The 25,959-nt window shown below is 68.4% G+C and carries 24 protein-coding genes; 16 read left to right on the top strand and 8 right to left on the bottom strand.

The annotated features are described in order from the left end of the window. Nucleotides 1-139 precede the first annotated feature (139 nt). A complete protein-coding gene (locus tag ACQPYH_RS24545; protein WP_432875640.1) occupies nucleotides 140-577 on the top strand; it encodes a hypothetical protein in 438 nt (145 codons plus the stop codon). Here ACQPYH_RS24545 and ACQPYH_RS24540 read toward each other — a convergent pair. After that, nucleotides 574-1,530: a zinc-binding dehydrogenase gene (locus tag ACQPYH_RS24540; protein WP_432875637.1), complete on the bottom strand. Its 957-nt coding sequence runs from the start codon at nucleotides 1,528-1,530 to the stop codon at nucleotides 574-576. The two genes, ACQPYH_RS24545 and ACQPYH_RS24540, sit on opposite strands and share 4 nt — an antisense overlap. A 73-nt stretch (nucleotides 1,531-1,603) precedes the next feature. On the opposite strand from ACQPYH_RS24540, the gene ACQPYH_RS24535 reads away from it, so the two are divergent. Then, nucleotides 1,604-2,179 (top strand): TetR/AcrR family transcriptional regulator, encoded by a 576-nt coding sequence (locus ACQPYH_RS24535; RefSeq protein ID WP_432875634.1) that lies wholly within the window; start codon nucleotides 1,604-1,606, stop codon nucleotides 2,177-2,179. Here ACQPYH_RS24535 and ACQPYH_RS24530 read toward each other — a convergent pair. Beyond that, nucleotides 2,166-2,768 carry an RNA polymerase sigma factor gene (locus tag ACQPYH_RS24530; protein ID WP_130447574.1) on the bottom strand — a complete coding sequence of 201 codons (603 nt, stop codon included), beginning with the start codon at nucleotides 2,766-2,768 and terminating at the stop codon, nucleotides 2,166-2,168. The two genes, ACQPYH_RS24535 and ACQPYH_RS24530, sit on opposite strands and share 14 nt — an antisense overlap. Nucleotides 2,769-2,963: 195 nt before the next feature. Between ACQPYH_RS24530 and ACQPYH_RS24525 the strand changes: the two genes are divergently transcribed. From ACQPYH_RS24525 to ACQPYH_RS24515, 3 genes are all read left to right on the top strand, one after another. Beyond that, the gene (locus tag ACQPYH_RS24525) at nucleotides 2,964-3,920 is read left to right on the top strand and encodes an ArsR/SmtB family transcription factor (protein WP_432875631.1); all 957 of its coding nucleotides are present in this window, start codon (nucleotides 2,964-2,966) and stop codon (nucleotides 3,918-3,920) included. Nucleotides 3,921-3,952: 32 nt separating this feature from the next. Then, on the top strand, nucleotides 3,953-4,399 hold the full coding sequence (locus ACQPYH_RS24520) for an N-acetyltransferase family protein (RefSeq protein WP_432875628.1): 447 nt from the start codon (nucleotides 3,953-3,955) through the stop codon (nucleotides 4,397-4,399). A gap of 65 nt (nucleotides 4,400-4,464) precedes the next feature. Further along, nucleotides 4,465-4,908: a DUF2505 domain-containing protein gene (locus ACQPYH_RS24515; RefSeq protein ID WP_432875625.1), complete on the top strand. Its 444-nt coding sequence runs from the start codon at nucleotides 4,465-4,467 to the stop codon at nucleotides 4,906-4,908. Here the strand turns inward: ACQPYH_RS24515 and ACQPYH_RS24510 are convergent. Beyond that, a complete protein-coding gene (locus ACQPYH_RS24510; RefSeq protein ID WP_432875622.1) occupies nucleotides 4,900-5,781 on the bottom strand; it encodes a LysR family transcriptional regulator in 882 nt (293 codons plus the stop codon). The genes ACQPYH_RS24515 and ACQPYH_RS24510 overlap by 9 nt on opposite strands. A 103-nt stretch (nucleotides 5,782-5,884) precedes the next feature. Here ACQPYH_RS24510 and ACQPYH_RS24505 point away from each other — a divergent pair, with 103 nt between their 5' ends. Together ACQPYH_RS24505 and ACQPYH_RS24500 are read left to right on the top strand one after the other, a co-directional pair. After that, nucleotides 5,885-6,256: a hypothetical protein gene (locus tag ACQPYH_RS24505; protein ID WP_432875619.1), complete on the top strand. Its 372-nt coding sequence runs from the start codon at nucleotides 5,885-5,887 to the stop codon at nucleotides 6,254-6,256. Continuing rightward, a complete protein-coding gene (locus ACQPYH_RS24500; RefSeq protein WP_432875616.1) occupies nucleotides 6,249-7,808 on the top strand; it encodes a multicopper oxidase family protein in 1,560 nt (519 codons plus the stop codon). Before ACQPYH_RS24505 ends, ACQPYH_RS24500 begins: the two co-directional genes overlap by 8 nt. A 4-nt stretch (nucleotides 7,809-7,812) precedes the next feature. Here the strand turns inward: ACQPYH_RS24500 and ACQPYH_RS24495 are convergent, their stop codons facing one another. From ACQPYH_RS24495 to ACQPYH_RS24485, 3 genes are read right to left on the bottom strand one after another with little or no spacing between them, the layout of a single operon-like run. After that, complete coding sequence (locus tag ACQPYH_RS24495; protein WP_432875614.1) at nucleotides 7,813-9,396, bottom strand: DUF4139 domain-containing protein; 1,584 nt, start codon at nucleotides 9,394-9,396, stop codon at nucleotides 7,813-7,815. Between the two features lie 27 nt (nucleotides 9,397-9,423). Continuing rightward, nucleotides 9,424-10,257, bottom strand: coding sequence for a helix-turn-helix domain-containing protein (locus ACQPYH_RS24490; protein WP_432875611.1), 834 nt, complete (start codon nucleotides 10,255-10,257; stop codon nucleotides 9,424-9,426). 9 nt (nucleotides 10,258-10,266) lie between these two features. Then, nucleotides 10,267-11,067, bottom strand: coding sequence for an alpha/beta fold hydrolase (locus ACQPYH_RS24485; RefSeq protein ID WP_432875609.1), 801 nt, complete (start codon nucleotides 11,065-11,067; stop codon nucleotides 10,267-10,269). 80 nt (nucleotides 11,068-11,147) lie between these two features. Between ACQPYH_RS24485 and ACQPYH_RS24480 the strand changes: the two genes are divergently transcribed. The 9 genes from ACQPYH_RS24480 (at nucleotide 11,148) to glsA (ending at nucleotide 22,859) form a co-directional block, all read left to right on the top strand. Beyond that, a complete protein-coding gene (locus tag ACQPYH_RS24480; RefSeq protein ID WP_432875606.1) occupies nucleotides 11,148-11,648 on the top strand; it encodes a hypothetical protein in 501 nt (166 codons plus the stop codon). Between the two features lie 25 nt (nucleotides 11,649-11,673). Further along, complete coding sequence (gene qcrC, locus ACQPYH_RS24475; RefSeq protein WP_432875603.1) at nucleotides 11,674-12,516, top strand: cytochrome bc1 complex diheme cytochrome c subunit; 843 nt, start codon at nucleotides 11,674-11,676, stop codon at nucleotides 12,514-12,516. A gap of 163 nt (nucleotides 12,517-12,679) precedes the next feature. Then, the gene (locus tag ACQPYH_RS24470; RefSeq protein ID WP_432875601.1) at nucleotides 12,680-15,298 is read left to right on the top strand and encodes a LuxR C-terminal-related transcriptional regulator; all 2,619 of its coding nucleotides are present in this window, start codon (nucleotides 12,680-12,682) and stop codon (nucleotides 15,296-15,298) included. A gap of 20 nt (nucleotides 15,299-15,318) precedes the next feature. Beyond that, nucleotides 15,319-16,272: an RDD family protein gene (locus ACQPYH_RS24465; protein WP_432875598.1), complete on the top strand. Its 954-nt coding sequence runs from the start codon at nucleotides 15,319-15,321 to the stop codon at nucleotides 16,270-16,272. Nucleotides 16,273-16,356: 84 nt separating this feature from the next. Next, nucleotides 16,357-16,839 carry a DUF1269 domain-containing protein gene (locus ACQPYH_RS24460; protein WP_432875595.1) on the top strand — a complete coding sequence of 161 codons (483 nt, stop codon included), beginning with the start codon at nucleotides 16,357-16,359 and terminating at the stop codon, nucleotides 16,837-16,839. A 44-nt stretch (nucleotides 16,840-16,883) separates the two neighbouring features. Next, nucleotides 16,884-18,407, top strand: a complete 1,524-nt coding sequence (locus tag ACQPYH_RS24455; RefSeq protein ID WP_432875592.1) for a leucyl aminopeptidase family protein — start codon at nucleotides 16,884-16,886, stop codon at nucleotides 18,405-18,407. Continuing rightward, nucleotides 18,404-20,074, top strand: coding sequence for an AbgT family transporter (locus ACQPYH_RS24450; RefSeq protein WP_432875590.1), 1,671 nt, complete (start codon nucleotides 18,404-18,406; stop codon nucleotides 20,072-20,074). The genes ACQPYH_RS24455 and ACQPYH_RS24450 overlap by 4 nt, the downstream gene beginning before the upstream one ends. Before the next feature lie 6 nt (nucleotides 20,075-20,080). Then, complete coding sequence (locus ACQPYH_RS24445) at nucleotides 20,081-21,871, top strand: SLC13 family permease (protein ID WP_432875588.1); 1,791 nt, start codon at nucleotides 20,081-20,083, stop codon at nucleotides 21,869-21,871. Nucleotide 21,872: 1 nt separating this feature from the next. Next, the gene (gene glsA / locus ACQPYH_RS24440; protein WP_432875586.1) at nucleotides 21,873-22,859 is read left to right on the top strand and encodes a glutaminase A; all 987 of its coding nucleotides are present in this window, start codon (nucleotides 21,873-21,875) and stop codon (nucleotides 22,857-22,859) included. On the opposite strand, the gene ACQPYH_RS24435 is transcribed toward glsA, so the two are convergent. Then, nucleotides 22,856-23,974 carry a S1C family serine protease gene (locus tag ACQPYH_RS24435; RefSeq protein ID WP_432875584.1) on the bottom strand — a complete coding sequence of 373 codons (1,119 nt, stop codon included), beginning with the start codon at nucleotides 23,972-23,974 and terminating at the stop codon, nucleotides 22,856-22,858. The two genes, glsA and ACQPYH_RS24435, sit on opposite strands and share 4 nt — an antisense overlap. Before the next feature lie 2 nt (nucleotides 23,975-23,976). Then, entirely contained in the window at nucleotides 23,977-25,950 is a 1,974-nt protein-coding gene (locus tag ACQPYH_RS24430) for a hypothetical protein (RefSeq protein ID WP_432875582.1), read from the bottom strand. Nucleotides 25,951-25,959 lie beyond the last annotated feature (9 nt).

Below are 25,959 nucleotides of genomic sequence, written 5' to 3'. Positions count from 1 at the left end.
GACTCGGCTGGTGTTCGTTGGTGGTTCAACGAGGCGTGTGAAAGCTGCCGTGTGACCGGGCTACCTGGTAGACACAAGACTCGGCACGGCGGCGGACAGGGAAACGGCTTCGATGGTGATGGTATGGCGGTTCGGCGCCGTGAGCGTCGATGCCGTCATGGCGGTGATCCGTGATCCGGCGACGTTCGCGGACTGGATGGTCGCCGTACCGTCTCCGCTCAAGGCCGGGCCGAGCTGGCCGGAGACCGGTTGCGTGGTGCAACGTGACACCGGCCGGGAGATGCGCGGCCGCCACATGCAGAACCGCAGCCTGATCGTCGCGATCGTCGATCGCTGGCGACCCGATCGGGAGCTGACCGTCCGGCTGCGCAGCGGGCTGGGCGGTTGGGTCCAGATAGCTGTCAGAGTCCAGTCGCGACCCGGCGGATCGCTGATCGAGGTGAGCGCCGAACCCATCACGGCAGCAGCCCGCCTCCGGTACGCCGGCACCGGCCGCAACGCCGCAGAACAACGCTGCGCCCTCGTCGCCGAACGCCTGATCGCACTGGCAACCCCCGAACCTGTCGACGAGTTCTAGGGGATCAGCACGATCCGCCCGAACACCTCGCCGGCGTCGATCTTGTGATGAGCAAGGGCTGCATCGTCCAGCGACAGCTGCTTATGCACCACTGTTGGCAGCTCACCTCGAGCCGATGCGGCGAACTGCTCGGCTCTGACCGTACGGCGCTCCTCGGCCGGCACGGTGTCGGCGCTGAAGGTGGAGAACGTCAGCGAACTGCGGAACGCCGACATCAACGCCGCACCGAAGTCCGCGCGCGGTTGCCCACCCACGACACCGACGACCACAAGCCGGCCGTTCGGATTCAGCTTGCCGAAGTACGTCGGCAGGTCCGGACCAGCAACGACATCGACGATGACGTCGTACGCCGGGGGAGCGTCGCCCGCACCGGACCGGTCCAGAACGTGGGTCGCACCGAGTTGGCGTAGCCGTTCGCCGCGCATCGCCGACGAGGTGGTGACCGCTACAGCGGATGCGCCACGCTGGGCAGCCAATTGCACGGTCAGGATGCCGATGCTGCCCGCGGCGCCGCGAACCAAGACGGACTCGCCGGGCTCGAAATGCGCGTGTTCCAAGGCGAAATGCGCTACGACGCCCGAACTGCCGAGCGTCACGGCGTCGACGGCGGACAGATCGTCCGGAAGCGGTACGACGTGCTCGATCGCGGCGGTCGCGTGATCGGCGTACCCACCGCCCAGACCAGTGAAGCCCCACACCCGCCGACCGATCCACGATTCGTCGACTTCGTTGCCGACGGCAGCTACCGTGCCCGCGACCTCGGAACCGGGCACCAGTCCTTCGGTGAACCCCCAGCCGGCGAGGCTCCCGTTGCGGATCAGGGCGTCGACACCGCCGACGCCGATCGCGTCGACAGCGATCAGCACCTCGGTAGGGCCGGGCGTGGGCTCAGGCAGGTCGACGAAGCTCAGCCCTTCCGGCGCGCCGAACGCCTTGATGATCACGGCCTTCACTCTCAGTTCCTCTCGGTCGGTTGAGCACCGAGACTATGTGGACGCAGGTGTCCACTTAGCTAGAGTGAGAGTGATGACCGAGCAATTGCCTCAGAAGCTGCGTTCCGACGCGGAGGACAACCGCGATCGCATTCTCGAGTCGGCCCGCGCGCTGTTCGCCAGCGAGGGGCTGACTGTTCCGATGCGGGCGATTGCGCGGCAAGCCGGGGTCGGTCCGGCCACGTTGTACCGCCGTTTTCCCACGAAGCAACTGCTGGCGACCGAGGCGTTCGCCGAGCAGACCCGTGCATGCCAGGCGATTGTCGACGAAGGTCTGGCGATGCCGGATCCGTGGCAGGGTTTCTGTTCGGTGATCGAGCGGATCTGCGAGTTGCACCTGCAGAACAGGGGATTCACCGATGCCTTCCTCGCGACCTACCCGGATTCAGTCGATATCGCCGGGAGCCGGGAGCTCACGCTGAAGTCGGTTGCCACCTTGGCGCGGCGCGCAAAGGCGCGCGGCCGGTTGCGGAAGGACTTCGAGCTGTCCGACCTGATGATCATGCTGACCGCCCATCGCGGACTGCATGTGTCGGACCCGGCAACCCGCAGTACGGCGTCGCGCCGGTTCGCAACCCTTGTCATACAGGCGTTCGTCAGCGGTCCTTGACCACCTGGCGTAGACGGTTGGTGGCTCGGAACTGGAGCTGCTTGATCGCCCCGTCGGTGCGGTCCATCGCCGCCGCGGTCTCGCTGATCGACAGGCCGGCGAAGAAGCGCAGGACAAGGCATTCGCGCTGATCGTCGGGCAGCCGGGTGAGTGCGTCGCGCACCGTCGCCGTGCTCACGGACAGCAGTGCGGCCTGCTCCGGTCCGACCGCATCGTCGACCTGTGGGTCGACCTCGTCGGTGACGATCGCCAGCCTGCTCCAGCCGGAGCGGTGGTGGTCGATCACGACGTTCCGGGCGATCGTGACGAGCCAGGCCGCGAAGTTCAGCTGTGCCCGCGGCCGGCGGGCGATCGCGCGGAACGCTCGCAGGAACGTCTCGCTGGTCAGATCCTCGGCCGCGCTGCGGGACGAGGTCTTGCTGTAGGTGTAGCGGTAGATGGACGGCAGGTACCGATCGTAGAGCTGCCCGAAGGCGGCGCCGTCGCCCGCTTGCGCGAGCCGGATCAGTTCGTCCTCGTCGTCGGAATCGTCGGTGTATCTGTGGTCGGCGGCCCTGTGGGCAGCCGTGCTTGCACCTGCGATGGCCATGCGCTTCCCAAGCCCCGTTCTCAGTCAGCTACGCGGTGAACATCACGAAAAGGTTACCGAAAGTCGCGCACCGTGTCACTCCCCTTCCGTCGCGTCACCGAAAACACTTCGAGGATCGTTGAAAGGTTGGTCGATGACCCCGGCCGGGCTGACCATCGGGTAAGGACTGACTTCCTGTCTGACCGGGGGAAAAGGATGGCCATCGAACCGCGGTCCGCACTGGTCCCCGACCTGTCGATGCTGTCGGTGACCCTGCAGGCGCTGCTCGGCGACGGCAAGGGGATACCGAAGCTGCTGCGGCTCAGGCTGCTCTCGGTGATGCACACGCCGGCCGGGCGGGCGGCGCTGCGTCCGATGCTCGCGCAGCCGGGGCAACGCCGGCAGATCCCGTCCGCGGTCGCGCCGCTGACGCCGGTCGGCGACCTGCCGATGGAGACCCAGATCGATGCGCTGCGGTCCAACCACAACGACCGGCTGCGAAGCAACCTCGTGGAGATCTACGGCGACCGCATCCCGCCGGTCTGGCGAGAGTTGGCGGAGCGGCCGGCCCGTTGGTCGCGTGCGCTCGGTGACGCGCTCGCCGATGTGTGGAGCGGTCCGGGTCGTGACGCCTGGTCCCGGTCGCGTACGGCGCTCGACAGCGAACTGCGTCGGCACGACAGCATGCTGGATCGGGGCGCCACGCACACCTTGCTGAACACGCTCTCGCCGCGGATCCGGTTCGACGGTGCTGGGTTCGTCCTGGACGGACGCGTGAAGGTGCCCGTCGGGAACCGGAAGATCGTGCTGGCGCCGATGATCTCCGCACCTGACTCGATGGTCGTCGAGAACAGCGACCCGGTCGCGGTCGTCGTCGGGTACCCGCTGCCCGGCGCGCTCGCGTCCTGGTCGCCCGCCGGCCTACCGGTCCGCGAGTCCAGCGATGCGCTCGCGACCGTCATCGGTCACGTCCGCGCCGCGATCCTCCGCCGGCTGCCGCAGCCGATGACCATGAGCCAGCTCGCCGCCGACCTCAACTGCGCCCCGAGCACCGCGACCCACCACTGCAACACCCTCGAGTCAGCCGGCCTCGTCGAGCGAATCCGCCAGGGCAAGACCATCCTCGTACGCCGCACCCCCCGCGGCTGCGCCCTCGTCGACATCTTCACCTAACCATTGCCCCAAGCAACCTCCCCGGAGACGCCATGAACGACGTCCGGCTCCGCCCGGCGACGGTTGCCGACGACGACTTCCTGTACGACCTGCACCGCCGCACACTCGGCGACGTCATCGAGGCGACGTGGGGCCCCTGGGACGACGACGTCCAGCGGCAGTTCCACCAGACGTGGTTCAAGCCGGATACCGTCGAGATCGTCCTGGTCGGCGGGCAGCCTGCCGGCATGGTCCAGGCGGGGCCGGCTGACGCCAGGACGTTCTACGTCTCCAGGATCGCGATCGCGCCCGAAGTACAGGGTCGCGGCATCGGTACGACGTTGTTGCGGCTGGTCGTCGAGCGTGCGAAGGAGGCGGGATCGTCGGCCGTCGAGTTGCATGTGCTCGAGCTCAATCGGGCGCGCGAGCTGTACGAACGGCTCGGGTTCGAGGTGGTTGCCGTTGAGCACCCGAAGATTCGGATGCGCCTCACCTTGTGATTCAGTGCACTATGCATTTGACGCTCGCCACGTCGTACGACGCCTCTCCGGAGGAAGTGTTTGCGATGATCACGGACATCACGTTTCAGGAGCAGGTGTTCGAGCGGCTGCGGGTGCAGTCGTACGACGTCGTGGTGGGTGATGCGGGGGACGACCTGAGGATGCGGTGCCATTGGCAGACGCAGCCGTTCGACGTACCGGTGGTTGCCCGGCGGTTCGTCGGGAACACGTTGGAGCTGGCTCAGGTGAAAGTGTGGCACCGGCCCGGTGTCGACGGCGCGCGGGAGGCCGACGTCGACGGTGAGGTGACCGGCGTACCGGTCAAGGTGACCGGAACGACTCGGATCGTGCCGGACGGACGGGGCACCACGCAGGCGTTCGACCTGCAGGTGACGGCCTCGGTGCCGATGGTTGGCAAGGGCATCGAACAGGTCGTCGCCGATGCCGTACGCGTCCGGTTGGAGAAGAAGTTCGAGGTCGCGCGAGCCTGGCTGTCCGGCTCACTCTGAATCCCAGTCCCAGTTGGTGATTCTGGTCCGCATCAGCTGGGCTGCCGTGGACGGCTGGCCGTCCGCGTTCCACAGCAACGAGAGCGTACGGCGACAGTCGGGATGGTCGACGGCGATCCACGCGACCGGATAGCCGGGAGCCGAACGCCGGGCGATGTCGGGGTTGAAGCCGATGCCGAGACCCGCGCGGATCAGCTCCTGGATGGCGCCGGCCTCGTCGCTCTCGCAGACGATCCTCGGGGTCAGGCCGTGCTCGGCGAAGAGCCGATCGAGCAGACGTCGTTGCCAATGGCCCCTTCTCGAGGTGACGAACGGCTCGTCCGCCAGTTCCTCGACACGCACCGAGGATCGGTCTGCCAATCGGTGGTCGAGCGGCGTGACCACGTGTACGGCTTCGTCCAGCAGGACAACGGATTCGAGGCCGGCGCTCGGCACCGGCTGGGACGCGACGCACAGGTCGATGTCCTGGGCATTCAATCGGCGAGCCATCTCCTCGGCCGGCAGCTGCCGCAGCTCGATCTCGATGGTCGGATGGTCGCGTTTGAAGCCGGCCAGCGGTTCGGTGAGAGCGAGGAAGTTCTCGGCCGCGAGCCGTACGGTGCCTGATCCTTGCTCGGTGGCCTCCGCGACGGCCCGTCGTCCCGCATCCAGCTCGCCGAGCGCGCGTTCGACGTACCCGCGGAAGAGGATGCCGGCCGCGTTGAGGCGCAGCCGGGCGGCGCGATCGAACAGCGGCGTACCGAGCTCGTGCTCGAGGCGGGCGATGGTCCGGCTCAGCGACGGCTGGGCGATGTGGAGCTCGTCGGCCGCGCGGCTGAGGTGCTCGAGCCGGGCCACGACGACGAACTGCCGGAGCATGTTCAGGTCCATCATGCCTCTTCGATCATAACGAGATAGCGATATTGGTCTTGGACGCTCATAACTGCTGAAACATAGTGTCACGGCTGACCGAGAACACGAATGAGGAGGCGGCCTGGTGGTCAGCCAGTGGGTACTACGTGGACTCGTCAGCGCGCATCTGGTGGCGATCGCGGGCCAGCCGGTGTTCGCCGGCGTCTATCTGAGCGGTGACTTCGACGGCCTGCGAATGCATGCGGTCGGCGCGAATGTCACCACGTCTGTCGGCTACCTGCAGGTGATCGCGGCGGTCGTGGTCTGGGTGCGGCTGCGTCAGAGCTGGCCGTTCGTCGCGTCGCTCGCGGTGGTCGTGGGGGAGACGGTGCAGTACTTCGCGGGGACCGGCGGCGCTCTCTGGCTGCACATCCCGCTGGGCGTGATGACGGTGGCCGCGGTGGTTATGTTGTTCATCGCCGTGTGGCGACAGCCTTTGGTGCGTCGCCATGCGTGAGCTGAGCAGGCGCCAGGTGCTGGGCATCGGGGGAGCGCTCGGCGTGGTGGCCGCCGGCGGCTTGTCGACCGCGGCCGCGTTGTCGCGTCGGCCGGCGCTGACGGGAGCCGAACTGCGGAGCGCCGTACCGCTGCCGTCGCCGTTCCAAGTGCCGCTGCCGGTTCCGTCGGTGCTAACGCCTGTGAGCACGGCGGATGGTTTCGATCGGTACGAGCTTGTCCAGCACGAAGTGACGGCGGAGATCCTGCCCGGTGTGCGGACCGGGTTGTGGACGTACGGCGGGACCTTTCCGGGGCCGACGATCGAGTCGCGCCGGGGCCGCTCGATCACGGTTGCCCACCGCAACGAGTTGCCGGTGCCGACCGTCGTCCATCTGCACGGGGGACGGACGCCCGCGGATTTCGACGGGTACCCGACCGACCTCGTGCTGCCCGCGGGCTGGAGCGGGGATCACCACATGCACGATCCGCAGGCGATGACGACCGAGGTCACGCGGGAGTACACGTTCCCGCTCGACCAGCGGCCGACGATGCTCTGGTACCACGACCACCGGATGGACTTCACCGCCCCGGCGATCTGGCGCGGCCTCGCGGGGATGCACATCGTGCGCGACGACGCCGAGGAGTCGCTCGGACTTCCGGCGGGTCCGCGCGAACTGCCGCTGATGATCAGCGATCGCGCATTCGCCGCCGACGGATCGCTCGCCTACCCCGCGCTCGACCCGACGTTCCGCGAACGGCCGGGTGTCCGCGAGCCGTACGTCGCCGGCCTACTCGGCGACGTGATCCTGGTGAACGGCGCCCCGTGGCCGATGCACGAGGTGGACGCAGCACGGTACCGGCTGCGGATCCTCAACGCGTCGAACGCGAGGCACTACGACCTCGAGGCCGTGCTCGACGACGGGCGCCGGCTCGACCTCGTGCAGATCGGCGCCGACCAGGGCCTGCTTCGCGCGCCGGTCACGCATCAGAACCTGCCGATAGCGCCGGCCGAGCGGTACGACGTGATCGTGGACTTCGCTCGGGTCCCGGTGGGGAGCCGGGTCCGGATCGTGAATCGGCTGGGGTCCGGTCGGACGCGGGACGTGATGGCGTTCCACGTCGTACGGAAGGCTGCCGACGAGAGCCGGGTGCCCGAGGTGCTGTGCTCAGACTTGCCCGAGTGGCAGCGGTCGGAAGCTGTGCGGGTGCGGGACTTCTCGTTCCGTGCCGGGCAGATGGGTGACGGTCACGGGTGGTTGATCGGCGGCAAGCCGTTCGATCCGGCTCGGACCGATGTCACCACGCGGCTCGGGGACGTGGAGATCTGGCGGCTGGTGGCCGACGTACACCATCCGGTGCATCTGCACCTGGTCGGCTTCCGGGTGTTGTCGCGGGGCGGCGGCGCGCCGTTGCCGCAGGACGCGGGTCTGAAGGACGCCGTGTCGCTGCGGCCCGGCGAGTCGGCCGAGATCATCACTCGGTTCGACGGCTATCGCGGGCGGTACCTGTTCCACTGCCACAATGCCGAACACGAGGACATGGGCATGATGGCCAACCTCCAGATCACCTGAGCGGCTACTCGCGCCAGCCGGTGAGGTCGACGGACTTGGCGGTGTCGACGCGGAACGCGAGCTTGATGCTCGTTTCCTTGCCCGCGGCGAGGTCGAGTTTCCAGGTGAGGACGCCGAGGTCGGTGGTCTCGGCCGGCTCGGGTTCGGCGCTGAGCGGCTTGACGGTGATCTCGTGGTCGCGTGCCACCGGCAACTGGTCGAGGACCGTGATGCGGGCGTTGCGCGGCGTGTGATTCTCGATCTTGGTCTCGTACTCGACCTGACGACGGCGGGTCGATCCGAGCGTCGCCTTGCTCGCTTCCCGGCGTACCAGCTTGCGCTCGACGCGGATGCGGTCGTCGAGGCCGAGCGCGAGCTCGACGTCCTCACCGGGCGCCCAGAGCGGCAGCGCGGCCGAGCCGACGAACTCCGCTTCGTGGAAGACGGAGGCCTTGCCGGCGGGCAAGGTGTGCGCGGACGAGTTCACCACCGTGGCGCGCAGATGTACGTCGGTCGATCGCACCGGGGCCGTGATGTAGTCCAGCTCGGCCTCGAGGTCGATCGAGGCGATCGTGGCGCGGTGCGTCGCTCCGTCCGCGGGTACGGCGACGGGCCGGGGCGGGGTGTAGCTCGCGGCGGTCATGCCCTGCTCGACGGTCGCCTCGACGGCAGCGAACGCCGCCTGCTCGACGACATGCGCGGACGCTCTGCGGGACTGGAGACTGTCTCGCCCGCCCGCCGCTTGCATTCCGAGCGGGACGGCGGCACCGGGCGCCATCGGCGCGGGCACCGGCGGGTGGAAGCGGTCGAGGTACCACGGGTCGAGCTCGGGGACCTTCGCAGTCACGGTGGGCCGAGCCGTCGACAGGGTCAGGTCGCACTCCGGCCAGTCCTCGTCGCTGTGCTGCGTGATCAGTCCGTACCAGTTCAGGGTGAGGCGGTCGCCGGTGAGACGGACGTCGTACGAGCTGGTCCAGTTGGCGGCGGGTACGACGTACGAGAGCTCGATCTCCACCTCGGCCTCGGTCTCCAGCGCGAGCGCGATCGCGGCCGTACGCCGGTCGGGCGTGCGCTGCTGAATGATCGCGGCCAGCCGACGGTCCGCGGCAGCGAGACGCTTCTCGGCCTCGCGACGGTGCGCGGCGAGAGCGCGGCGAGTCTCCCGTACGGCGGACAACCGGTCGGTGAGCGAGTCGGTGAACCCGCTCAACTCGGCGCCCGGCTCGCCGGATGCCAGCGTGCGCGCGAAGCTGTTGCCGGCGCGGCGAGCCAGCTGGGCGAGGAACGTGTCGAGCTGCGCCTGGACGTCATCGGCGTCGACGAGCTGCGTGACCTCGTCCTGAGCGTCGAGCCGCGCCTGCTCCAAGGCCGCGACCGTCTCGTCCGGCGCCTGCGGGTGATGCTGGATCGCTACATCCACGCCGAGCACGGTCGCGGGTCCACGGCCGGCAACGCGCACCGAGTCCTCCTCGAGGGACAACGGCAGCGGTTCGACGTACACGGTCTGATCCCCAGCGGGCACGGTGATCTGTCCGCGTCGCGTCACTCGTGCGCGACCCGGATAGACAGTGACTGCAACGATCGGCGCATCCACCACGAGTTGGTCCATGCCTCCGACAGTAGCCGCCGAGTGGGACTACTTTCGCGGTGTCACGGGCCAGGCGACGTCGTCGATCGCCAGCCATGGAGCAGCGGCGACGGCGGACGGCGTCGTACCGGCGAAGGCGGCGACTTCGCGGTGGAGGTGGGACTGGTCGACGTACCCGCTCTCGGCGGCAACGGTGGCTGTCGCTTGGCCCGCTGCCAAGAGGTGTGCGGCGTGGTCGAAGCGCACCAGTTGGGCGGCGCGTTTGGGGGTGATGCCGAGCTGTGATCGGAAGCGCGCCCAGAGGCGTTTGCGGCTCCAGCCGACCTCGTCAGCCATGCCTTCGACGCGCAGGCGTCCCTGGCTCGCGAGGGTCCGCTGCCAGATGTGCGCGATCTCCGCGTCGACCGACGCATTCAGCCGCCGGCCGAGGACCTCCACCACGACGGCGAACCGCTCGTCCCACGACGCGGCAGCACGCAGCCTGCCCTCGAAGCGCTCGGCTCCGCGGCCCCACACGTCCGCGAACGACGCCACCGTTCCAGTGAGCTCTGCCGACGCACCGAAGACGCGAGCCGCCATGACAGGCGACAACCGGACCTGCAGGCACTCGCCCAACGTCCCGGCCGCGTGCACCTCGCCGGGGAGAAGGCCGACGAACGCGCTGCCCTTCTCGCTGCGGCCGTTCGCGTCGTAGACGATGCCCTCGTCCTCGCTCAGATCGAAGATCAGCGTGACCGACGGATGCGCCACCATCGCGATATCCACGAACGCCGGCGCTCGATGGCGGAACCCGGCCATGCTCACACCGGGCAGCCTGCCCGGTGAGCGTGGTACGGCGATCTCCACCTGTGCCCAGTCAGGCGGCGCTGCAGTGAGGCGCATGGACCGATGCTAGGCCGTGAACTCCAGCACCAGCTTCGCAGCGGCCTCGGGCGCCTCGAGTGGTGCGATGTGCCCGATCCCGGGCAGCATCTCGATCCGCGCGCCCGGTACGACGGCGTACTCCTGAGCCGAGGCGGGATCCCAGCGCGGGTCGGCGGCGCCGAAGATGACCAGGAGCGGTACGTCGAGAATCGTGAGCCGCTCCGGAACGCTGCGATAGCTGATGTATTCGCCGTTGCAGCGCAGTACTTCGACGAAGTCGCGGTACGGCAGCCCCCGGAGGTCGGCGATCAGGTCGTCCGGGAGCTCCACCGGCCGGGCACACGTCGCGTTGATCCCCTTGCGGATGAGCTTGTCCGAACGCAGCGCCCAGGTCAGGCGACCGAGCGGTGGGCCGGACAGTGCGCGGATCAGCGCCGGCTGAGGAAGGAGTGCCGCCATCCGCGGACCGGTGCTGATCAGGGTCATGGCCGTCACCAGGTCGGGGCGCTGCTCCGCAAGCGAGGTCGCGACGTACCCGCCGCTCGAGTGTCCGACCACCGTCAACGGCCCGAGGTCGAGCGAGTCGATCATCTCCGCCACTCGGGCCGCCTGGTCGGGGATCTCGTACGACGTGACCGGGGCCGAATGACCCAAGCCGGGCAGGTCGATCGCGACGACATGGTGGCGCTCGGCAAGGGCCGGAACCATCGGTGCCCAGCATGCGCCGGATGCGCCGGAGCCGTGGATCAGCAGCAGCGGAGCCGCCTGCTGCGAGCCGCTGTGGACCACATGCACTCCATGCGAGCGCTTGACGGAGTTCTCACTCATGTCGATCACAATGCGCGTGCCGCGCCTTGTCGGTCTTGTACAAATGTCCGTACTCTGCGAAGGCGGCTAAGGAGAATCCAATGAACCAAGGCTTGCTGAACTCGTTGACGGATGCTGAGCGTCTGCTGGTCGCGGAGACCGAGCGGGACGCGTTGAAGGGTCTGGACGAGGACGAACTGCTGGACCTGCATCAGCGGATCCGGCGCGCGCGGACGAAGTACGTGAAGAACTACCGGCGGGCGGCAAGCGCTGCGGTGTCGGGCGTCGGCGGCCGCGGGATGTCGTATCCGCGGAACCAGCGGGACCGCGACAAGGCGGAGTTGTTCGAATCGGTGCTGGCGAAAGTCAGTCGTGAAGTCTCCGTTGTCGCCAACCGCGCCTCGATGCAGCTGCGCACCGAGCGACTCGAAGCGGCGCGGGCTGCCAAGGCGGCGGCACCGGCCAAGGGTGCGACCGACGGGGCCAAGCCGGACGTGGTCAGCAGGGCGCGGACGGCGAAGAAGACTACCGGCGGTCTGAAGAAGGACGCCTCGACGCGGGCGATGGGCGCCCGCCGGCAGGCGAAGCGCGACTCTCGCTGAAGCTCACCCGAATCGGGGGATCACAATGCGTCTGCTACCAGGGTCTGCTGGTCCGGTGCGTCGACGGAAGTTCGCGAAGACACTGGTGATCGGCGCTGCGCTGGTCACGGTCGGTCTTGCGTACACCGTGCTGGTGCCGCGCAGCGCGACGGGTGCGGACGGTCCCCAGTCCGACCAGATCGACGCTGGCCGGCGGCTCTTCGCGGTCGGCTGCTCCAGCTGCCACGGCATGCACGCCGAGGGCGGCACCAACGGCGCGGGCCGGATCGCCGGGCCGTCGCTCATCGGCGTCGGAGCGGCCGCGGTCGACTTCCAGGTCAGCACCGGACGGATGCCGGCCGCCCAGACCAAGGCGCAGATCCCGCAGAAGCCGCCCGTCTACACCGAGGAGGAGATCGCCCAGCTGGCGGCGTACGTCGCCTCACTCGCCCCCGGGCCCGCGATCCCGTCCTCCGACGAGTACGACGTGAGCAAGGTGACCCAGGAGGAGATCGTCCGCGGCGGCGAGCTGTTCCGCACCAACTGCACCGCCTGCCACAACTTCGCCGGCCGCGGCGGAGCGCTCCCGAACGGTCGCTACGCGCCGTCGCTGATGGGCACGACCCCGCGGAACATGTACCAGGCGATGCTCACCGGACCGCAGCAGATGCCGGTCTTCTCCGACAGCGTCATGCTGCCCGATGACAAGCGCGCGATCATCGCGTACATCGTCGCCCTGCAGCAGGCGGACGACCCGGGCGGATTCGGCCTCGGGCGGCTCGGACCGGTCTCCGAGGGACTGTGGGGATGGCTCATCGGTATCGGTCTGCTCGTCGTGGTCGCGGTCTGGATCGGGGCCAAGGTGCCCCGGATCCGCCGCCGCAACTGACCGGAGCACCTGCCGCGGCACGCCACGCCCGGCTGGGGTCCATCACGCTCAACCCCTGCCGCAATCGACCCGAACCCGTTAGTCTCGATTTTCGAGGCATGTACGAGGAGTGGGGACCAACGATTCGGACATAGCACGCCCGCCCAGGGGAGGGGTGACGCGCGTGACGAGCCCGGGGCTCGATCGAGAGCGCGACGCATTCCGGCAGTCGGCGGACGGTAAGACGCCGCGACCGCCGCTGACACTTGTGACTCGCGAGCGGCTGCATTCAGCGCTCGATCTGGGCGTCGGTTCGCCGCTGACCATGGTGATCGCACCGGCCGGCACCGGAAAGACGGTTCTGCTGTCGGACTGGGTGACGCGCCGGCGACGCTCCGGGGAGCCGGTGGTGTGGGTGCCCGGGCAGTCGCCCGGTTCGTTGCAGGGATTCCTCGAGCGGGTCGATGGTGCCGAGGGCTCCCAGATGCTGGACCCGATCGTCGTCGACGACGCGCATTTGTTGCCTGCCTCAACTGTCGCCGCGTTGGCCCGTGTTCTGCAGGAGGCGCCGCACGCGCTCCGGCTGTTGCTCGCCACCCGGTACGACCTGCCGCTGCCGGTCTCGGAGCTGGAGATCCGGGGGATGGCGCTGACGCTGCGCTCGCGCGACCTGCGCTTCAACGATGCCGAGGCAACCGAACTGGTGCAGGCGCATGCCGAGCACGCGACCGCGGACGACATCTCGCTGGTCCAGGAGAAGACCGCCGGCTGGGCCGCCGCGCTCGTACTCGCCGCTCGAACGCTGCAGGCGTCCGGCGATGTCGTATGGCCGCTCGCCAACCAACGGCCGGTGCTCGACCTGCTGCTCGGCGAGACGCTGAACACCCTCGACGAGCGGGTCCTGGCGATGCTCCTCAGCACCTTCGCGGCCAGCTCTCTGACGGGGCAGTTGGCCGCCGTACTGAGCGGCGACAGCGAGGCCGGCTCGATGCTCGAGGATCTGGCGGGCAGCGGTCTCCTCGTCACGGCGTACGCCGATGAGACAGCAAATGACCGAGGCAGCAACCCGCTCTACCGCTACCACCCCCTCCTGGTCGAGCTGCTTCGAAGGCGGATCGCCACCAACGCCGAGGACCGGCAATTGGTCGTCACCGCACAACACCGCTCGGCCCTGTACTACGAGAGCCACGGCGACAGCGAGGCTGCACTACGCAGTGCCTTGGACGCCGACGACGTCGAGTTGGTCGAGCGGATCCTGTTCGGTCACGGACCGGCTCTGCTGGCTGCAGGCGAGGCGCAGCTGGTCGAGGCGGCGTTCGACGCGCTTCCAGCCGGGTACGTCGACCAGCATCCACACCTGTTCGGCGTTCGCGGACTGCTGCGGCGAGTCACCGGAGACGTTGCCGGCGCCGTACAGGATGCCGCCTTGGCCGACGACCTGAAAGAGTCGGTTCCAGAGGTGCAGGCGGACGCCGTAATGCTGCGGTTGTGGGAGTCGCGCTACGGCTGGCATGACGTGCATGTGGCGATCGAACGGGCCAGGTCGCTGCTGGCGCGCGCCGTACTCGGTCCTGAGCGGTTGGCGTGGTTGCTGATCGAACTCGCGGCCGCGGAGACGTGGGCGGACGAGCTTGACGCGGCGCTCAGCCACCTGGATGAGGCGCTCGTGACCGCGCGGATGGCGGGCCATCACCAGCTCATCGCAGGCGGGCTCGCGCACCGGGCGGTCGTGCAGCACGTGCGCGGCCAGGTCCAGAGCGCGGCCCAGTCGGCGCAGGCCGCCATCGACGCCGGGGGACAGCGCGGCCTTCCTCCGGAGTACGCCGTACGTGCGCAAGTCGTGCTGGGATTCGCAGCGGTGAGTGAGCTGGAGCTGGACACCGCGTGCGCTTATCTTCAACAGGTCGCGGCCGCTGACGTTGCCGGATCCGACACGGTGGTCGCCGGTCTGCGGGCGATGTTGCGTGCGGTTCTGCTCGTCGAGCGGGGTCGTCTGGGGGAGGCCCTCACCGAGCTCACCAGTGATCCGGTGGCCGCAGGCCCGTTGCCGACGTACCTCTCGCGCGATCTGGCGTTGCTGCGGTCCTGGCTGGCGATGTTGCTCGGCGACAAGACCACAGTCGACGCCCAGCTCACGGTGCTCGAGCGCACCGGCAACGCAACCGAGGCCGAGCTGATCCGGGCCATGACCTCGATGGTCCAGGAGGACGTCCCGACCGCCCTGAAGCTGATCGACGCCGGCCTAGAGCGCCCGGACATCTACCCACCGCTGGCCTCGGCCGCCGCCTCGTTCCGGACCGTCCTGCTGGACCGGTCCGGCGACGATCCAGCCGCCGAAGCCGCGCTGGTCGACACCCTCAACCGTGTCACGCCGCAACGCATGCTCCACGCGCTCACCTCGGCCGGCGACGAACCCGTCTTCCTGGACCGCCTGCGCAGACATGTCACCGGTCCGAACCCGCACCCGTTCGCGGCCGCCGCGCTCGAGAAGCTGTCCGACTACCAGGCCGGATGGAGCCAGGCCGGCGGGATGACGCCCTTGGGACGGACCAGGCCGGACGCGAACGTCCCGCCGCCGCGCCGGCTCGACGCGGTGGTGAACGGCGCCCGGATCCGGCTGACCGCCCGCGAGGCCGAAGTACTCGACCAGCTCGCGCTCGGCAGCTCGTACGCCGAGGTTGCGCAGGCACTGTTCATCACGGAGAACACGGTCAAGACCCACCTGATTTCGCTCTACCGCAAGCTCGGTGTGGACAAGCGATCCGCTGCCCTGCGGACCGCCCGTACCGTCGGGCTGCTGTAGCCGTGGATCACCCGGAGCGGGTGAGTTCCCGTCCCGGCGGGGTTCTGGGACGACTGGCCGGCAAGGTCACTGAGCGGGTCGTCGAAACCGTTCAACCGGACCTGGTGCTGTCCCATGTTGACGTGGACGCCCTGGTCGATCGCGTCGACCTCAACCGCGCCCTGGCCCGCGTCGACCTGAACCAGCTGTTGGAACGCGTCGACCTCAACCTGCTCCTCGAGCACATCGATCTCAACCTGGTGCTGGATCGCATCGACATGGACCGACTGATCGACCGTGTCGATGTCGAGCGTTTGCTCGAACGGGTCGACATCGAGAGCCTGGTCCAGCGATCCGGTCTGCCTCAGGTCGTGGTCGAGAGCCAGACCCGGCTGGCAGGCTCGCTCGTCGACCTGGTCCGTCGGCAACTCGCCGGCCTCGACGCCATCCTCAACCGTGGCGTCACCCGGCTGCTCCGCCGAGAACCCGCGCCACGATCCCGAACGGTCACCGGTGAGTACGCCGGTGTCGTGAGCAGGGCGACCGCCACCGCACTCGACATCCTGATCATCACGACGACGTTCACGATCGGCCTGGCCGGCGTGAACCTGCTGACCGCCTCGTTCTGGGACGTCGAAGTAGGGGCGCTCCCGGCAACGATCGCGCTGGCTGTCTTCGCGTTCTCCTATGCGTTCGGATTCCTCGCGGTCGCCGGCCGTACGCCGGGCCAGGGCATCATCGGCCTGCGGGTCGTGCGCTCCGGCGGCGGCACGATCCATCCGGGACAGGCACTGCGGTGGGTCGTGGGCTTCCCGCTCAGCGTCGTACTGTTCGGACTGGGTTTCGTATTGATCGTGTTCCAGCGCGAACATCGTGCGCTGCACGACCTGATCGCGGGCACCGCGGTGGTCTACGACTGGGGCGAGCGGCCCGCCGAACTGCCCGGCCCGTTGTCCGCGTTCCTCGCGCGGCACGAGGACGGGGGTTCACCCTAATCGGAGGAGGCCGGTAGCGGGCCCGGTTGATGGGATGAAGCGTCCAGCGCGGCACAGGGACGCGCCTGCCATCGAGGAGTTCGCATGACCCATCTGGTGGTTCTCGGTCTGGACAGTCGTGAGGACGCCGAGCGCGTCGTCGCGCTGACCGATGATCTTGCGAAGCAACAACTGCTGCAGCGTGAGGACGCGGCGTACGCCTACAAGGACGCCAAGGGCAAGGTCCGCATCCAGCAGTCCGTCAACCTGACCGGGGCCGGCGCCGCGAGCGGCGCACTGTGGGGAACGCTGATCGGACTCATCTTCCTCAACCCGCTCGCCGGCTTCGCCGTCGGCGCGGCCTCCGGAGCAGTGGCCGGCAAGCTCACCGATGTCGGCATCAACGACGACCTGATCAAGCACGTCGGGCAGGAGTTGCAGGACGGCCACGCCGCGGTGTTCCTGCTGGCCCGGTCGGCGACCGTCGATCGCGTCGTCGACGCGCTCAAGCCGTTCAGCCCGACGGTCATCCAGACGAACCTGACGAAGGAACGCGAAGAAGAGCTCATCCAGGCCCTGCAGAGCTGATCCCGGGCTGACTGGCTAGCGACCCAGGTACTGAGGAGGGTTTCGTGAACACGATCCCACGCGACTTCGATCCGATTCCTTCGACCCGGTACCAGGTCCGGGTCGCTGTCGTTTCGCTCAAGCAGGCCGCGGACGAGGCGGACGCGCTCGCCGTACCGGTCGCCGCCGGCGTCGAACCCCCGGAGGAACTGGGGACCGACCTGGCCGGTCTCGAGTCGGCCGGCTTCACCGGTAAGCGCGGTCAAACGCTGGTTCTGCCGCGTGCCGACGGTCCCGTCCGCGTCGCGGTCGGGATCGGCGAACGCGGCGAGACCGACCCGACCCTGGTCCGTGATCTGGCCGCCGAGTTCGCGCGCGCCGTTCCGTGGCACCGCAAGCTCGCCATCGAGGTAGCCGGGGGAGACGTGGCGAGCTTCGGGGTCTCGGTCGCCGACTTCGCGCAGGCCGTCACCGAAGGCGTGCTGCTGGCCCGCTGGCGGTACTTCGTCGGCCGCGACGCCGAGCAACCCACGCTGGAATCGCTGCTGATCGTTGCCTCCGACGAGGACACCGCAGCAGCCGAGATCGGGGCCGAACGCGGCCGGATCGTGGCGATGGCATGCAGTCTGGGCCGAGACCTGGCGAACTGCCCGGCGACGACGCTGTCCGCCGTACGCATGGCCGAAGTTGCCGCCGAGGTCGGCGGGGCTTCGGGCCTGGAGGTCGAGGTCTTCGACAAGGATCAGTTGATCGCGATGGGGTGCGGTGGACTCCTCGGCGTCAACCGGGGCAGCGTCGAGCCGCCGCGGATGGTCCGCTTGCGTTACCAACCTGCCGATCCGACCGGCCGGATCGCCTTGATCGGCAAGGGAATCATGTACGACTCGGGCGGCATCAGCCTCAAGCCGAGCGACGAGTCGCACGCCCAGATGAAGAACGATATGACCGGTGCGGCCGCCGTACTCGCATCGATGACGGCACTGCGCGACCTCGGGTGTACGGCGGCCGTGACCGGCTACCTGATGTGTACCGACAACATGCCGTCCGGGTCGGCGATGAAGCTCGGCGACGTACTGACGATGCGCAACGGCACCACGGTCGAGGTGCTCAACACCGACGCGGAAGGGCGTCTGGTGATGGCCGACGCGCTGGCGCTGGCGACCGAGGAGCCCGTCGACGCGATCGTCGACATCGCGACGCTGACCGGAGCCTGCCTGCGGACGTTCGGCGTCGAGGTCGCGGGTGTGATGGGCAACAACTCCGCTGTCGTCGACCAACTGCGGCACGCGGGTGACGCGGTGGACGAGCCGGTGTGGGAGTTGCCGCTGCACCGGTCGTACCGGTCCCAGCTCGACTCGCCGATCGCCGATATGACGAACATGGGCGGGATCAACGCCGGATCGATCACCGCCGGCCTGTTCCTCGAGGAGTTCGTCGACGGCAAACCCTGGGCTCACGTCGACATCGCCGGTACGGCGCAGGCGCCGGCGGCGCGGACGTGGCGGAACAAGGGTGCGACCGGCTTCGGCACCAAGCTGCTGATCGAGTTCGCGCTCAGGTTCGCCGCACCGAAGGACGCAGCGGCATGAACGCGAAGGCGGTTCCCGACGACACGCCGGTGAAGAAGGGCGGGATGCAGCGCGTCCTCGACGGCATCGAGCGGGTCGGCAACAAGGTCCCGCACCCGGCGCTGATCTTCCTGGCGCTGATCGTGCTCGTGATCGCCCTGTCGGCGATCCTGTCCTGGGCCGGGACGAGTGTGACCACCGAGGTCGCCGAGCCGGCGACGGTCCAGGTCGCACCCGACTACGAGGGCGGCACCAGTGTCGCCGGCAGCGATACGCCACCCGCGCCGGCGATCCCGGAGTACACCGTCAAGCACGAGACCATCACCGCCGAGAGCCTGCTGACCGGCGACGGCATCCGGTTCATCTTCACCACGGCGGTGCAGAACTTCAACGACTTCGGTGTGGTCGCGGTGATCCTGGTCGCGATGATCGGGGTCGGCGTCGCCGAGGAAGCGGGGCTGATCGCCGCGCTGATCCGGAAGATGGTGAAAGTCGCGCCCAAGGGGGCGATCACGTTCATCATCGTGCTGCTCGGCGGCATCTCGAGCGTCGCGTCCGATGCGGGCTATCTGGTCCTGATACCCCTCGGCGCGGCGGCGTTCGCGTCGCTCGGGCGGCATCCGCTGGCCGGCATCGCGGCGGCGTACGCCGGTGTGAGCGCGGCGTTCTTCGTGAACATCCTGATCACTCCGGCCGACGGCATCATCACCGAGGTCACCAACGAGACGATCAAACTGGTCTCTCCCGACGTCCACCTGAACGTCACGCACAACTTCTACTTCAGCATCGCCGCGACCCTGTTCTGCGCCGCGGTGATGACGGTCATCACCGAGCGCATCCTCGAGCCGCGGCTGGGCAAGTACGACCCGGCCGAGGCGCCGGACGACGCGCCTGTCGACCACAAGCCGAGCGAAGAAGAGATGCAGCTGGAGTCCCGCGGACTGCGATGGTCGGTCTACTACCTGCTCGTCGCGGTCGCGATCGTGTCGGCGCTGACGTTCATCCCGAACGCTCCGCTGCGCAACCCCGACACCGGCGAGATCTTCGGGTCCTCGCCGTTCATGAGCAGCCTGCTGTTCATCATCTCGATGCTGTTCCTCGCGGCGGGTCTCGGCTACGGCCGGGGCGCGAAGTCGCTGATCGGCAGCACGAACGTGATCAACGCGATCGTCAAGACGTTCAACGGGCTCGGCGGGCTGATCTTCCTGATGCTGCTGATCGCGCAGTTCATTGCCTACTTCAACTACTCGAACATGTCGAGGCTGGCCGCGACCGGTCTGGCCGACCTGCTCGAGCGTGCGGACATCGGGGCGTTGCCGTTGCTGATCGGCTTCATCCTGCTGGTCTTCATCATCGACCTGATCATGCCCGGCGTGATCCCGAAGTGGGCGATCCTGGCGCCGATCTTCATCCCGTTGTTCTACCGGCTCGGCATCGCGCCGCAGACCGTGATCGCGGCGTACCGGGTCGGCGACGGTCCGGCGAACGTGATCACTCCGCTGATGGTGTACCTGCCGTTCATCGTGCTCGTCTGCCAGCGGTACCGGAAGAAGGCCGGTATGGGCACGGTCGTGTCGATGATGCTGCCGTACACCGGGATCGTGCTGGTCGCGTGGACGCTGTTCTACATCTTGTGGTACGTGATCGGGATTCCGTGGGGCCCGTCCGCTCCGGTTCACCTCGGCTAGGCCGCGATGGATGACGGCACGCTCAGCCTGATCATCCTCGGAGCGGCCGTCGTACTGTTCGTGTGGAACAGGCTGCCCGTCGATGTCGTCGCGGTGCTCGTCGCCCTGTCCTTGTGGGCGACGGGCGTGCTGGGCTTCACCGACGTCCTCGCGGGCTTCGGCGACCCGGTGGTGATCTTCATCGCCACGCTCTTCGTGGTGAGCGAGGGCGTCGACTCGACCGGCGTGACCGCGTGGGCCGGCCAGACCATCGTCCGGTACGCCGGAACCACGCGGACCCGGCTGTTGATCGCCGTCACGGCGTCATGTGCGGTGTTGTCCGCCCTCATCACGCTGAACGGATCCGTCGCGGCGCTGCTCCCGCTGGTGGTCATGCTCGCGATCCGGATCGGGCAGCCGCCGTCACAGATGCTGATGCCGCTCACGTTCGCGGGCAGCGCGGGATCGTTGCTGATGCTGACCGGGACACCGGTGAACATCATTGTGTCGGAGGCGGCGAGCGATGCGGGTGCGGGTCCGTTTCCGTTCTTCTCGTTCGCGATCGTCGGCGTGCCGCTGGTGATCGGCACGATCGCGATCTCCGTGCTACTCGGTCCGAAGCTGTTGCCGTCCGCCCGGCCAGCGCATCAGACCACCGACTTCGCCGTGCATGAGCGGACGCTGGACGTTCACTACGCGCTGCGGGACGGCTTCTACCGCCTGCAGGTACGGGACCTGTCGCCGTTCCTCGGGCAGAGCGTGCGCGAGCTCGACCTCACGCCGTACCCCGGGGTGCAGATCGTCGGCGTACAGGACGGGAAGGGGCACAACCGCACGGACGCGGCGATCGACGCGGGTGACGTGCTGGTGGTGACCGGGCCGTCGGAGAAAGTCAGCAATCTGGTTGTCGACAATCTACTCGCGGTCAGCATGACACCTGTCGACGATCTGCTGACCCGGGATTCTGGCGTGGTCGAGGCGGTCATCCCGCCCCGGTCGGCACTGGTCGGCGAGACGGTGTTCCCCGGGATGCACCGCGGTCACGACCTGGTGATCATCGCCGTACAGCGGATGGGCAAGGACCGCGGCAACCGGCACACCCAACTGGCCGAGGGCGACGCGCTCCTCGTGCACGGTCCGTGGGAGACCCTCGAGGAGCTCAGCCGGGACCGGGACATCCTCCTGGTCGACTCGCCGGAGCTCGTACGGCGGCAGGCCGTGCCGTGGGGGCCGAAGGCTTCCGTGGCCGTTGCGATCCTGGCGGCGATGGTCGTGCTGCTCGCGACCGGCGCGGTGCCGCCGGCGATGGCCGGTCTGCTGGCGGCGACCGCGATGGTGCTGACGCGGGTGGTCGGTCCGGCTCAGGCCTATCGAGCGATCTCCTGGCAGATCGTGATCCTGATCGGTTCGCTGATCCCGTTGTCCGGCGCGATCCAGTCCAGCGGCGGCGCGGACCGGATCGCCGACCTGATCATCGACGCGGTCGGGCCGGGGCGGCCGTATTTGTTGCTGTTGGCACTCTTCGTGGTCACCGCCGCGCTGGGCCAGATGGTCAGCAATACCGCGACGGTGCTGATCGTGGCGCCGATCGCGGTGGCGGCGGCCGAGGGCACCGGGACGAACGTCAAACCGGTGCTGATGCTGATCGCGGTCGCCGGTGCGGCCTCGCTGCTGACCCCGATCTCGACGCCCGCGAACATGATGATCATGAGTCCGGCGGGCTACCGGTTCGGGGACTACTGGAAGCTCGGTCTGGTCGTGATGGCGTGGTGGTTGCTGACGGCAATCATCATTGTCCCGCTGGTCTGGTCGTTCTGAGGTGTCGGCCGGCCGGTACATCTCGACGGGTGGCTTGCCCGATGCGCCGATTGTCGACGATCTGGTGCGGGCGACGTACGAGCGGTACCGCGGCGTCACCGAAGGGACGGTGTCCGAGGTGTACCCGGCGTTGGCCCGGGTTGATCCGGACACGTTCGGCGTGAGTGTCGTTGCGACCAACGGGCAGCTGTTCGAGGCGGGTGATGCGCGTCGGCCGTTCACGATCATGAGCGTGGCCAAGCCGTTCGTGTTCGCGCTGATGTGCCAGGCGGTCGGTGTCGATGCGATCCGTGAATTGGTCGGGATGAACGCGACCGGTCTGCCGTTCAACTCCGTGCAAGCGGTCGAACGGTCGCCGGCGGGGCGGACCAACCCGATGGTGAATCCGGGGGCGATCGCGACGACCAGCTTGACGCCGGGCACTTCGTTGGAGGATCGCTGGCAGTTCGTCGTCGACGGTCTGTCTCGGTTCGCGGGTCGTGCGCTCGAGTTGGATCAGGAGGTGTTGGAGTCAGCATTGGCCACCAACCACCGCAATCGTGCGCTGGCGGCTCTACTGAAGAGCGTCGGTGGCCTGGCGGGTGATGCTGCTGAGGCGACCGAGCTCTACACCAGGCAGAGCTGCTTGAGCGTTGCGGCGACAGACCTGGCGGTGATGGGTGCGACGCTGGCGGACGGCGGGGTCTGTCCGCTGACGCAGGAACGCGTGGTCGACGCGGATGTCGCTCGGGTGACACTGGTGGTGATGGCGATCGCGGGGCTGTACGAGACGTCGGGGGACTGGCTGCTCGATGTCGGCGTACCGGGGAAGAGCGGGATCGGTGGCGGCATCGTGACGGTCTCGCCTGGGAAAGGCGCATTGGGCACGTTCGCGCCGCGGCTGGACCAGGCAGGCAACAGCGTGCAGGGCCAGTTGGCCGCACAGTTCCTGGCCAGGCAGCTAGGGCTCGACCTGCTGGCTTCGCAGCCGGTCCCGCCTGCCTCTTAGGGCGCGGCGAGCGTGAGCTTGGCGGTGGCTGCTGCGGCGTCTGCGCGTACGTAGGTCAGTTCGATGGTGTCACCGACCTTGCGCGTCAGCGTGGCGACGACGATCTGCTCGCTGCTGACGGCCGGTTGACCGTCGACCTTGGTGATCACGTCGCCGGCCTTCAGACCGGCCTCGGCGCCCGGCCCGGTCGCGGCGAGGACGAAGAGGCCGCTCGGCGACCCCGACGCCTGAGCAAGCGCCGGCGGGATCTCCTGGACCTGCAGCCCGGTGGTCGGGTGACCGGGTTTCCCGGTGCGGATCAGCTCGTCGGCGATCGGACTCGCGAGATCGATCGGGATCGCGAAGCCGAGACCGACGCTTCCGCCACCACTGACCCCGGACGCGTTCGGGACGGTGGCGATCGCGGCGTTCACCCCGACCAGCTTCCCGGCGCAGTCGACCAGCGCACCGCCGCTGTTGCCGGGGTTGATAGCAGCGTCAGTCTGAATCGCGCCGATCAAGTGGTGCGTCACCGAGTCGCCCGGCACCGGCACATAGCGATCCAGCGCACTGATGATCCCGGATGTCACCGTGCTCGCGAGACCCAGCGGAGCGCCGAGTGCGACGACGGGCTGGCCCACCTGCAGGTTGGCCGACGAGCCGACCCCGATCACCGGATACCCCTTCGCCTCGTCAGCAGCCTTCAGTACGGCGAGATCGGTACTCGGATCGCGCCCGACGATCGTCGCCGCGGAGCTGTGACCGTCGCTGTACTGGACGGAGATCGCACCGCCCGCGGTGGCCGGCGAGATGACGTGGTCGTTCGTGAGGATGTAGCCGCCGTCCCGGAACACCTGCCCCGAACCGGTGCCGGCTGCGGCGCCGCTGCTCGCCGAGATCGTGACGATCGACGGCAGAACCTGATTCGCGACCGGGATTGCCGCGCACATCGCCGTACCGGCCTGACCGCCGGTTGATGATGCGCTCGCGGTGTCTCCGCTGCGGCGGACGCTGACGATGATCAGCGTCACGACCAGCGCGGCGACGATCACGCCCTCCACGATCGCGGTGATCAGGAGCCGGCTCGGACCGTGCCTCACCGCGGGCTGTTCCGATCCGCCGTCAGCCTGGGACATCCCTACCTCCCCTGCCGAGAATAGGTACGGTCTGGATCCGGGAGGTCACCTGATCCGGGCGAGTCCGCGTGGGTGACGGTGCGGTCGAAGTACAGGTAGACGACGGCGGCCGCGACGAGTGGCATGGCCACCGCGAACAACAGCGACGACACCACGTTGATCAGCCTCGGCTGCAGGTCCGTCGCGAGCAGCAGGATGATCCCGGCGATCGGTCCGATCGACAGGCCGAGTCCGACGATGATCGCGAGCGGCCCGGCGGTTCGCCACCATCGGCCCTTCACCAGGAGCCGGCTGCGTTTCAGCGCCGCACTCGCCGAGACCCGCTCGGCCATCACGGCAGGTATCGCGAACGCGCGACTGACGGCGTAGTAGATGGCCAGTGGGATCGTCGCGACGATGAGCGTGAGTACGGCGATGACGACGAAGTACCGGACTGACACAGTGGTCAGCGGCCGGGCGTGCGCCTTCACGTCACGCCAGGTGAGTGCGGCGGACACCGGGGCATCGCGGTCCAGCCGGTCGAGCGTCGACGTGACCGCGGCCAGGAGTGCGACGTACGTCGCGGCGGTGAGGATCGTGATCGCGAGCGCGACCAATGAGGCCCAGAAGCCGGTCGCGTTCTCGGTCGGCGCGCCCAGATCGGTCGGCGAATCGCGCCGTGCGGCCTGAAGGTCCGCGAGTAGGAGGGTGGTCAGACCCAGTACGACGAACGCCGCGGCAAACGAGCCGAACAGCCCGGGGCGTCGCCGGAACAGCTGGAGCGCCGACGCCACCGTCTGCCCCCACGCGCGCCGCCTGCGCGCGGGCAACGGCGCGGCATCACTCCACCGGGTCCGACTCGCCGCGAACCAGATCAGTGCGACGAGTGCGGCCAGGATCAGGACCAGCAGCCAGATCCGGTCGAGGGTCTCGCGCAGCAGGTTCGATCCGGTGCCGACCGCCGTACAGAAGACGCCTGTGCCGCTTGGTCCGAGCACCTTGCCTGCGGGCACGATCGTGCTGTCGTCCCGCCACGTCGCCTCGGCATCCTGAATCGGCCGGACCCAGGAAGCTTTCTGGTTGGGCCCGGTCGGCCCGTCGAAGAAGGAGCGCTGCCGCTCACCCCATCGGCCCTCGAACGCCAGCCACGGGTACTCCGTCAGGTAGTCCGCGCGCGCCATCGGCACGTAGGCGACCGTCGGTCTGAGCTCGGTCGCCGGCCTCGTCGTGTCGTCGCAGCCGAGACCCTCGGACCCGCGACCGAGGTACAAGCGCTGGCCGTACTTGTTGGCATGCGAACCGGCCGCGGGATAGACGACCGGATGCGTCTCGTCGACGATCTCGAGCTTGCTGTCACCCCACCGCGCCCGCTCCGCGCCACCGTGCTGGCTGAACCCGATCGCTGTCGGCTTCGTGGCCAGCGCGGCCTCCGGCGTCGCCGCGTCGAAGATGAGCTGGACGGACTCCCAGTCGCCTTCGTGCGTGTTGTTGTAGTCGTTGAAGATGTAGAAGAACCAATACTCCAAGGACAACTTCCCCGGGTACGCCGGATCGCCGGTGACGTGAGCGTAGACGGTCGCCGGGTGCGTGCTGTTGATGCGCGCGGACCACTCGGCGTAGTCGCAGCCGGGGCGCAACGGATCGCCCGGGAAATCGAGGAAGTGACCCGGGTACCCGCGGACGAGGTCCGTACCCTCAGGCTGAGTCTTGACGAGGTCGGGCGGTCGCCACGGGCCCCGCAGGGCAACCTGCTGATCACCCAGTACGGCGTTGACGTCGGTCGGCTGGAACTGTTCGCCGTCGTCGCACCTCGTACCGAGCTTCTGCAATCGGACGACAGGGGCGTACCGGTCCGCGAGCGTTTGCGCTGCGACGTCGTCCGGCGAGTCCGCCGCGGCAGCCGGCCGCGGCGCGCCGATGAACAGCCCGATGACCAGTCCGGCGAACAGGACACCGGCGCACGCGAACCTCAGCGGTCGTGTCCCGCGCGCCGTCATGTGACCAGG

The organism is Kribbella sp. CA-245084 (genome assembly GCF_050942355.1).
GTDB lineage: Bacteria > Actinomycetota > Actinomycetes > Propionibacteriales > Kribbellaceae > Kribbella.
This window is presented reverse-complemented; position numbering and strand designations above follow the sequence as displayed.

What these genes read in the sequence shown, in the direction of transcription:
- ACQPYH_RS24535 (WP_432875634.1), top strand. Translation starts at nt 1,604, where the DNA reads ATGACCGAGCAATTGCCTCAGAAGCTGCGTTCCGACGCGGAGGACAAC.
- ACQPYH_RS24530 (WP_130447574.1), bottom strand. Translation starts at nt 2,768, where the DNA reads ATGGCCATCGCAGGTGCAAGCACGGCTGCCCACAGGGCCGCCGACCAC.
- ACQPYH_RS24525 (WP_432875631.1), top strand. Translation starts at nt 2,964, where the DNA reads ATGGCCATCGAACCGCGGTCCGCACTGGTCCCCGACCTGTCGATGCTG.
- ACQPYH_RS24520 (WP_432875628.1), top strand. Translation starts at nt 3,953, where the DNA reads ATGAACGACGTCCGGCTCCGCCCGGCGACGGTTGCCGACGACGACTTC.
- ACQPYH_RS24515 (WP_432875625.1), top strand. Translation starts at nt 4,465, where the DNA reads ATGATCACGGACATCACGTTTCAGGAGCAGGTGTTCGAGCGGCTGCGG.
- ACQPYH_RS24510 (WP_432875622.1), bottom strand. Translation starts at nt 5,781, where the DNA reads ATGATGGACCTGAACATGCTCCGGCAGTTCGTCGTCGTGGCCCGGCTC.
- ACQPYH_RS24500 (WP_432875616.1), top strand. Translation starts at nt 6,249, where the DNA reads ATGCGTGAGCTGAGCAGGCGCCAGGTGCTGGGCATCGGGGGAGCGCTC.
- ACQPYH_RS24495 (WP_432875614.1), bottom strand. Translation starts at nt 9,396, where the DNA reads ATGGACCAACTCGTGGTGGATGCGCCGATCGTTGCAGTCACTGTCTAT.
- ACQPYH_RS24490 (WP_432875611.1), bottom strand. Translation starts at nt 10,257, where the DNA reads ATGCGCCTCACTGCAGCGCCGCCTGACTGGGCACAGGTGGAGATCGCC.
- ACQPYH_RS24485 (WP_432875609.1), bottom strand. Translation starts at nt 11,067, where the DNA reads ATGAGTGAGAACTCCGTCAAGCGCTCGCATGGAGTGCATGTGGTCCAC.
- ACQPYH_RS24480 (WP_432875606.1), top strand. Translation starts at nt 11,148, where the DNA reads ATGAACCAAGGCTTGCTGAACTCGTTGACGGATGCTGAGCGTCTGCTG.
- qcrC (WP_432875603.1), top strand. Translation starts at nt 11,674, where the DNA reads ATGCGTCTGCTACCAGGGTCTGCTGGTCCGGTGCGTCGACGGAAGTTC.
- ACQPYH_RS24460 (WP_432875595.1), top strand. Translation starts at nt 16,357, where the DNA reads ATGACCCATCTGGTGGTTCTCGGTCTGGACAGTCGTGAGGACGCCGAG.
- ACQPYH_RS24450 (WP_432875590.1), top strand. Translation starts at nt 18,404, where the DNA reads ATGAACGCGAAGGCGGTTCCCGACGACACGCCGGTGAAGAAGGGCGGG.
- ACQPYH_RS24445 (WP_432875588.1), top strand. Translation starts at nt 20,081, where the DNA reads ATGGATGACGGCACGCTCAGCCTGATCATCCTCGGAGCGGCCGTCGTA.
- ACQPYH_RS24435 (WP_432875584.1), bottom strand. Translation starts at nt 23,974, where the DNA reads ATGTCCCAGGCTGACGGCGGATCGGAACAGCCCGCGGTGAGGCACGGT.
- ACQPYH_RS24430 (WP_432875582.1), bottom strand. Translation starts at nt 25,950, where the DNA reads ATGACGGCGCGCGGGACACGACCGCTGAGGTTCGCGTGCGCCGGTGTC.